Origin of the sequence: Mycobacterium sp. (assembly GCF_049278535.1) — a bacterium.
Lineage (GTDB): Bacteria > Actinomycetota > Actinomycetes > Mycobacteriales > Mycobacteriaceae > Mycobacterium.
Genome location: NZ_JBAPMI010000098.1, coordinates 1 through 5,134, shown reverse-complemented (window position 1 = coordinate 5,134; position 5,134 = coordinate 1). Strand labels below are relative to the sequence as shown.

Annotated in this window: 2 protein-coding genes and 1 pseudogene; 1 reads left to right on the top strand and 2 read right to left on the bottom strand. The window is 64.5% G+C overall.

The annotated features are described in order from the left end of the window. A pseudogene (locus tag WAO18_RS06535) lies at positions 1–233 on the top strand (TetR/AcrR family transcriptional regulator); the annotation flags it as partial. Between the two features lie 432 nt (positions 234–665). On the opposite strand, the gene WAO18_RS06530 reads toward WAO18_RS06535, so the two are convergent. Together WAO18_RS06530 and WAO18_RS06525 are read right to left on the bottom strand one after the other, a co-directional pair. Further along, positions 666–2,141 carry an FAD-dependent oxidoreductase gene (locus WAO18_RS06530; protein ID WP_422204868.1) on the bottom strand — a complete coding sequence of 492 codons (1,476 nt, stop codon included), beginning with the start codon at positions 2,139–2,141 and terminating at the stop codon, positions 666–668. Positions 2,142–2,423: 282 nt separating this feature from the next. After that, positions 2,424–5,105 carry an ATP-binding protein gene (locus WAO18_RS06525; protein ID WP_422204866.1) on the bottom strand — a complete coding sequence of 894 codons (2,682 nt, stop codon included), beginning with the start codon at positions 5,103–5,105 and terminating at the stop codon, positions 2,424–2,426. Positions 5,106–5,134 lie beyond the last annotated feature (29 nt).

The window sequence follows — 5,134 nt, the reverse complement described above, 5'->3', positions numbered from 1 at the left end:
GCACGGCGGCGCTTGCGCTGTACCGCGAGTTGATCGGTCAGCGGCTGCGCACCGAAGTGCGCGCCGGACGTGCTGCGCCAGCCGACGTCGACCAGGCCGCAGAGGTGCTCGCGCGGCTCGCGATCTCGCTCCTCCTCACCCGTGAGGGAACAATCACGCTCGACGACGACGAGACGATCGTGGCGCTCGTGCGCAACGTGCTGCTGCCGATGCTCGAGCCTCGCGACGGGTGATCCAGCCCGCCGCCCCTCCAGCGCCTCCACCGGAATCCCCAAACGCGCGGCAAAGACGTTCCATCGCAGCCGGTGATGCCGCAGCGACCCGTGCCGGCAGCCGCAGCAGCGTGCACAGTTTTACGGTGTATGTCGCCGGTAATCGAAGTGCCTGGCCCGTTCGTTGCGAACGTCCACTGGGCGGGCGGTGCCAGTTGTTGAACGTCGACCAAACCCCCTTTGACCAAACGCGACTCGGCAACGGTCACCTCCGAATGTCGCTCGTTTGCACACCTCAAGTTCGGCCGGCTTCGGCCGTCAGAAGTGGCCCCCACCCGGCCGGTCTCCATCTGGTCGCACATTCGTGCGCCGTGAGGGTTGGAGCTGGGGCGCCAGAAAGCAACGAAACAGGCGGCAGGAAGGGCTAAACGCTCGTCCAGTCACGTTCTGGCGCTAGGTGTGCACTCCCTCACTCAGTGGCCCGCAACGGATTTCGAATCGCTCCCGCACTCTGTCAAGAACACGGCGCTGCCGCTCGCGTTCGCGGCGGTGCGTGAGCATGAACCGTGTGAGGACCGGCAAGCGGCGCGGCAGCGGGTACCACTTATCGAAATCGAGGCCGTTCTCGTTGAACACGCGACTGGGGACGTTGTCGTAGATCAAGCTGAGGTTGTGCTGGACGAGCGCGAAGAGCACGTACGGAAATGCCACCGGCGACTTGTGCCTCAGCTCCTGCCAGTCGACTTCGTAGAGCGGGATCTCCCTGATCTTGTCCAAGAACATCAGGTGGCCCAGGAAGTACCCCATGAACGCAGGTAAGTGCAGTGTGGCCGACCGCACATTGATCGAAACGACTGCGCCACTGGGCGAAACGTAGGGCTCGTACGGGGATTCGCCGGTGAGTCCGACGTATCCCGTGCAGTTGACGAGCCAGCTGCCCGGTTGGATCGTCTTCGTCGATCCACTCCGGAACACCAACTCGGTCGTACCATTGCGATCGACTGCATCCTCGAGATAGTCCATGACGAGATCGTTGAGGCCGGCGGAGATCGTGCGGTTCTCGGCCTCAGACAGCACCCCTAACACGAAGTTGTCCGCCTGCGGCGTCAAGAACGTGCCGTAGGCGGTGCGAAACCAAGCTTGGACCTCTGCTTCGTTGGTGCCGTCGTACCGACGACCCATCTGTGCGGCGATGGTGCTCAGCGGTGTGCCCTTCCACCATCGCCGGGCGCCGCTGGGTAACACGTTGTCGCGGCGGGAAAAGAATGTCCCTCGGCCGGCGACGAGGTTTACCTCGCGGCCGGGATATGCCGTGATCAGTGCGTGTGCAGTGTCCATCGCGGTTTTTCCGCCGCCGATGATCCATACCGGCGCATCGCTTTCCCTGATGTCGCCCGCCCGGACGTCGCAGTAGTCCGGCGACACCGAATGGACGCGATTGCTGGAGATTTCGAGCGCCTCGTTCGGCGTGACGGCCAGGCCATAGGCCTTGATTACTCGCTTTGCCTCGACGACCATGACTTTGCCATCGGCGGACCTAGCGGAGACCCGCACTACTCCGTTCGCTTCTTCGTCCGACTCGACGTCCCAGCCGAAGTACTCGTCGACCTGCACGCGCTCCCTGATCACGTCGACGCAGTGCTGAAAATGGTCGAGCACCTCGCCCTTGGTCGCTAAGTAGCCGCGGTCCTTGCTGAGCGTCCACTCGATGTTGCCCGCCGTGAACATGGGGTGCGGCTGATGCAGGCGTACATAGGAGTACACATCGACCCACATGCCGCCGACGCGCGCCCGACGATCGATCAGAATCACTTTTTGGTCGCGCGACAGGTATCGGCTCGCCGCGAACAGGACGTTTAGCCCGGCGATCCCTGCTCCGACGATGCACACGTCGCAGGTTTTCACCGGCTGCGGCTGGGCTGCGGACATCAGACCACCTTTGCTTGGAGAGTCGTCAATAACCATGTGTCCGCGGACCGCTACCGGAATAAGTAGTCCACTACTGCATTTACGCGCGGTATCTCCCACCGCGCAGCCCACCCTTTGAAAGGCAAGTCCACCGAGGTGCGGGTCTTCGGCCTTGACCCGACGGCCACGCACTCCCATCGCCTCGGCTGAGGCTTGAACCCACCACACCGAGACCGCGAGCGTCGACAAGTCCGCCAAGTCGGCATCCGGTGGCTGCCGCGGCGTGTAGACGATAGGCGCCGCCTATTTCGAGACGGCGTTCAATTCTGTTCGGGCCTGGTCGATTTGGTCGTAGGCGTACGTCGCGATGGCGGCGATGGTCATTGTCTCTCCCTCGCGGGCGAGCGATTCGTAGGTCTGTTCGCCGAGGACCTCGCGGAGGTGGGTTATCGCTGTGCCGAGCTCGGGCACGGTCGCTGCGGCCAAGGGATTGACAGTGGCGAAACCGGCGATGGTGGCCGCTGGTTCGTAGCGTCCGAGCCGGTCGAGAATGGCAGCCAGAATGGCCAGCGGGTTGTGCAACATGCCGATGTTGCCGGATTCGTGGCTATCGCGGATGGCCGCGACGAGGCCGTCCAAAGCCGCCAAATGCTCCCCTCGGTTGGCCTCGAGTCCAGACAGCCAGTACGAGAATTGGGTCTCAAGAAAACGGTTACCACTGTCCCGCGCGACGAGCCCGCTGCGGCGCATCGCCTCGAACGCGCGGTCTGGATCAGTGTGCCGGAAGGTGTACCCCCACGCGAAAAGTGAGTACGAATGCACGTACGGGTTACCGGTCGCCTCGGCGGCAGCGAGGAGGCCGGCGGCGGTAACGATCGCCTCGTCACTTGAACCGGAGACGGCTAGAGCGAAGACCTGGTTCGCTCTGGCGAAGGTATTGGTATCGCCACTGCGTGTCAGTTGTGCCCGGCACAGCTCCACATACCTTTCCGGCTGGCCGACGAACAGGTATGCACTGCCGAGATAGGCCTCACCGAAGTAGGACACCTTGTCGCTGGCAGCGGCGATAACTGTCTGGCCGACCTCGCTATAGTGCACAGCCTCTTCGACGCGTCCGATGAGACAGGACAGCGATGCGCCGACGCATACTGCGGCGAGTCGAGGATGGTCGACGGCGCGGAGGGGTTCTATCAGCTCTTCGGCCCAAGTTATCGGTTCGTAGTTCTCGAGAAAGGGGCCAAGTAACGCGGCGTACGCCGCGATGGCGGCGCCCGCGTCCAGGTCGCCATGATCGGCGGCCCACCGAAACGCCGTGCGCAGATTGGCCAACTCGACTACCAACCAGGCGTACGCCTCGCGCTGGCGCGGGCTGTCCCACAGCGTCATGAGGTTGGCTTCCCGTCCGGCGAAGTAGCGCGCGTGGGCGGCGCGAGTCTCGGATGCTTCGCCGCGGGAGGCGAGTTGTTCCTCGGCGAACTGGCGGATCGTTTCCAGCATCGAATACCGCGTCCGCGCGCCTGACCGCACGGCGAGCAGGAGCGACTTACGCACCAGGGCGTCGAGTACCTCAAGGATCGCGTACTCGTCGAGGTCATCCAATCCGGCTACCGCGCAGGCGCTTTGCAGGTCGAACCCACCGGCGAACACCGAACAGCGGTCCAGCACTGCCTTTTCGGTGTCGTCGAGCAGGTCGTGAGACCACGCCACCGCGTGGCGCAGAGTGTGATGGCGTTCCAATCCGCGTCGCGACCCCACCAGCAGCCGGAATCGGTGATCAAGGCGATCACGCATTTCGCTGGCGGTCATCGAGGCCATCCGCGATGCCGCGAGTTCGATGGCCAACGGGATCCCGTCCAGGCGCCGACAAATTTCGGTGACTGCGGCGGCTTCATCACGGTCGGTCATTGAGAAGCCTGGTGCAATGCCTTGAGCGCGTTCGACGAACAGGGTCGCCGCCGCAGAGTCGATTCCCGCTGCCGCGTCCAGAGAGCGCACCGGGCGCACCTGCTCGTCGGGAACTGCGAGACCTTCGCGGCTGGTTGCCAGGACCCGCACGGTCGCCGAGTGGGCGAGGATGGCTTCGATCAGGTCGGCGGCGGAGTCGAGCACATGCTCGCAATTGTCGATCACCAGCAGCCGGACACGACCCTCAAGTGCGGCGGCCACCGACTCGCTCACGGTCTTGCCGGGCTGCTGGGTGATGCCCAGCACCGCGGCCACGGCATCCGGCACCGCCGCAGGATCGGTGACTGCCGCCAGTTCGAAAACCCACACACCGTCCGGGAACTCGCCGGCGAGTCGCGCCGCGACCGCCAACGCGAGGCGGGTCTTGCCGACCCCGCCTACGCCGGTCAGCGTCACCAACCGATGCGTCTTGACCGCCGCCTGCACCTCGTCGAGTTCGGACTCGCGTCCGATCAAGCTGGTTGTCGCGGGCCGTAAATTCCCCGGCGTTGTATCCAGCGCGCGCAGACCGGGAAACTCCTCGCGTAGGCCCGCTGCCCGTACTTGAAAGACACCGACCGGCATCGGTACATCCCGCAACCGTCGCGGTCCCAGATCGAGAAGGTCCACTCCACTGATAAGACTCGCAGTCGATTCGGCCAGCAGGATCTGGCCGCCGTGCCCGGCGCCCATCACCCTTGCCGCCCGATTGAGCACCGCACCGAAGTAATCGCCATCGCGCAGTTCTGCTTCGCCGGTGGCCATGCCCATCCGCACCGGCAACTCCAGCGCAAGCTGGGCAGCCACCGCCGCATCGACCGCGGCCCTCGGCGAGGCGAACGCCGCGCACACACCGTCGCCGGTGTGTTTGAACAACCAGCCCCCGTGCGTCGCGATCGCCTCGCGCAACACCGCATCATGGTCGGCCAGGGCGCCTCGCATCGCATCCGCGTCGGCTTCCCACCGACGCGTCGAACCCTCTACATCGGTGAACAGAAACGTCACTACACCCGAAGGCGGGCCCGCCGCGGACACCCGCACAGGATGTCACAAAAGGCGCACGTCAATCG